Source organism: Candidatus Defluviilinea gracilis, from assembly GCF_057138825.1.
In genome coordinates, this window is record NZ_DBNHEF010000017.1 from 1 (window position 1) to 2,836 (window position 2,836).

Genomic DNA, 2,836 nt, shown 5'->3' on the forward strand with positions numbered 1-2,836 from the left:
AAGAAAACGACTATCTGACAACCCCATTGACAGACCGCGAGGCGGGACGGGTCAAAACATTGCTCTTGAAGCGCAAGGGCAAGGCGATTGTCCTCCGCGAGTTGATTATGTTCACGCCCGAAGAAATCGCCAAAGAACACGGCTTGAACGCCGCCGAGATCGCCCGTTTTGCGGGGCGCACAATCGAAACCAAAGTGAAAGGATAGCCGACATGAAAAACGAAACCGAAGAAATCTTGAAATCGTTGGACGACAAAGAGCCTGAAAAGAAGCCGACGAATTGGGAGTTGTGGTCATCGCTGTATTTTTCCGAGGCGGTGTTCGTGATCCTTGACTTCGTAAGCGCTGTCACTGTGGCGGTAGTCACGGGCTTTTGGTACTACGGCGCGTTTGTGTTCCTTGCGGGTGTTGTGCCGTTGTTCCTGTACACGAAGCAATATACCCGTCCATTGGCGTCTGTCTCTCAACGCAAGACCGCGTTTTGGGGCGGCATTATCGCGGTATCCTCCGTGATCGTTGTTGCAGTATTCATGGCGTTTATCAATTTGGCGTCTGCGACGTTGACGCTGGACAGCATTGCCTTGACCGAGGCAGGATTGGTAATTTCCATGATTATCATTCTCGCCGCTCATGCGTTCATGATGGGTCGGTATTTTTTCATTGACGAGGAAATCTCCGAAAACCAAAAGACAAACCGCATACTGGCGCGTGGATTCCGAGGGATGCAACGCTTGGGAGTCGCCAACAAGATCGCGCAAGCAAAACGCGCTGAGGTACAACGCAAAGTTGAGATTGAACAGGACGTTGACCCGCGTGTGATTGCGCGGATTTTGAACGTCATGCGCGACATGGACGGTGACGGTATCCCCGATATTCTCGACCCGATTGACAATCGCGCGGGCAAGCCGTTCAATCGCCAACAGTCCTATGCCCAAACCGCCGAACGTGTCGAAGAGAAGGGCGGCAACGGAAACCGCCCTTCTTAGGGGCGTCGGCAGTAAATCCGCCGATTGCCCCTGAAATACCCCCATTTGACACACAGAAGCGCGGAAATGAGCCTGAAACAATTACTGCCACAGAAACGATTGACGGAATTCTTGCCACGCTTACAGAGGCGTTTCGTGGCAAGAATTCCAGCGTGGCAGAAAAGCGCGGGCGCGGACGCCCAAAGAGCAATCACTGGCGGCTGGACTTCGTGGCAGATAATCCAACGACGGTACGCGCCCGCTTGCGGCGCGGGAGTGGCAAGAATCGAAATAACGTCTATGATGAGCGTGGCAACATTTCAGTACGGAATTATCTGCCGTTAGGAACAATCGAGGATGTCTACCATGACCCAACCTACAAACAGTGGCAAAAAAGATGCGAAGGATTTTGTGCCACGACGGGATACAAACTTAAGTCCAGCGGGGCAGGAAATCGCCATGCTGATCGCCCTGCAAAAACGGGAGTGGCAGGAATTGCGCTCGACGAATGGAGTAGTCTTGAAGTATATCAACCTCAAAGAACCGACTAGCGGCAGAAACGTTCTGCTGGTCGCGTTTGGCACGCGCGAGGATGATATTGTCGGAATTGATGCCACGCTGGACGTGGCAATAAATGGGCAATCCATTGACGCCATTGTAGAGAACGTGGCACAAAATAAACTCGTGGCAGAAAATCCAAAATGATTCGCTTCCTGCTTATCCTCTCGTTTGCCTCGCTCGCTTGCTACTCCTCCGCAGTGGCAAATAATCCAGTGGCAGAAAATCCAACGCAGACCGCCGAGGCGTCGTCAACGAGTACGGCGGTGGTCGCTACTGCTATCGTGACCGCATCCGAAGCCTTGAACGTGCGGACGGGTCCAGCCGTAACGTACCAGACAACCTCGTTCTACCTGCTGGCGGGCTGGCGCGTGGAGATCGTGAGCGAGTGTGTCGGCGGATGGGTACGAATTGAATACAGCGGCATGACGGGATGGGTCAATGCCGATTATTTGAGCGGGAGCATTTGCGATGAATAAATTTCACGCCAAGCGAACATTTTTGGATGGGCGGTGGTTCGCATCCAAGTTGGAGTCTCAGCGTTACCTGCAATTGAAATTACTGGAGTCTGCGGGAACGATCCGAGAACTGGAGTGCCAGCCGAAGTTTGATTTATGGGCGACGAATCTAAAGACGAAAAAACCAAAGAAGATCGGCAGGTACACGGCGGATTTCCGCTATATCGAAAACGGCGAAGAGGTCTACGAGGACGTGAAAGGACGCATGACGAAGGATGCGGATTTGAGAATCAAGATGGTCGAAGCGATCTATGGTATTGAAATTCGATTGATCCGTAAAAACGATATGTAAAAAACATACCCTATAAGGAGTAGACAATGAAAACAGACACAAAGGTTTTTGTGATTATGGTCGTCATCTTGCTTGCGATTTGGTTCGCGCTCTACATCAGTCGAGGGTGAGACCATGCAAACGATTATTTTAGTAGCGCAAACCCTGGCTCTGATACTGGCTGGCTGGGGATTCTGGCTGGTTATTGTTGCGCTGATTGTACGAATAAACCCGTTTCAGAAGAGCGAAGAAATTCGCGCAGACGCGCACACTGAGTACGCGGATAGGGTTGTCCCGCTCATGCACGAGGAACTCCCGAATATGCACGCGATTGACGATCCCCGCGAGCGAGTGGCGGCGACAAAGAAAATAATCAACCATAACAAAAAATGGGACAAAGCGCAGGCGAAAATGAAACGAGACCTTGATACAGCCGACAACCAAGAAGTGACAGAGGAGTTTAATCTGATTGTTTGGGGAGTTGTGATTGTGATTGGATTGGTGGTATTTGCGTGTGGGGCTGTG

The 2,836-nt window shown here is 51.4% G+C and carries 6 protein-coding genes; all 6 read left to right on the forward strand.

The window, feature by feature from the left end; genetic code table 11:
• The coding region (locus AC16KF_RS01675) for a hypothetical protein (RefSeq protein WP_484035548.1) at positions 1-206 on the forward strand (206 nt) is incomplete at its 5' end.
• 5 nt (positions 207-211) lie between these two features.
• Positions 212-985 carry a hypothetical protein gene (locus AC16KF_RS01680; protein ID WP_484035549.1) on the forward strand — a complete coding sequence of 258 codons (774 nt, stop codon included), beginning with the start codon at positions 212-214 and terminating at the stop codon, positions 983-985.
• Between the two features lie 345 nt (positions 986-1,330).
• Positions 1,331-1,669: a hypothetical protein gene (locus AC16KF_RS01685; RefSeq protein ID WP_484035550.1), complete on the forward strand. Its 339-nt coding sequence runs from the start codon at positions 1,331-1,333 to the stop codon at positions 1,667-1,669.
• Positions 1,666-2,001 carry an SH3 domain-containing protein gene (locus tag AC16KF_RS01690; RefSeq protein ID WP_484035551.1) on the forward strand — a complete coding sequence of 112 codons (336 nt, stop codon included), beginning with the start codon at positions 1,666-1,668 and terminating at the stop codon, positions 1,999-2,001. Before AC16KF_RS01685 ends, AC16KF_RS01690 begins: the two co-directional genes overlap by 4 nt.
• Complete coding sequence (locus AC16KF_RS01695; protein ID WP_484035552.1) at positions 1,994-2,332, forward strand: DUF1064 domain-containing protein; 339 nt, start codon at positions 1,994-1,996, stop codon at positions 2,330-2,332. The genes AC16KF_RS01690 and AC16KF_RS01695 overlap by 8 nt, the downstream gene beginning before the upstream one ends.
• Positions 2,333-2,446: 114 nt before the next feature.
• Positions 2,447-2,836, forward strand: a 390-nt coding sequence (locus tag AC16KF_RS01700; RefSeq protein ID WP_484035553.1) for a hypothetical protein, incomplete at its 3' end; no start/stop codon positions are given.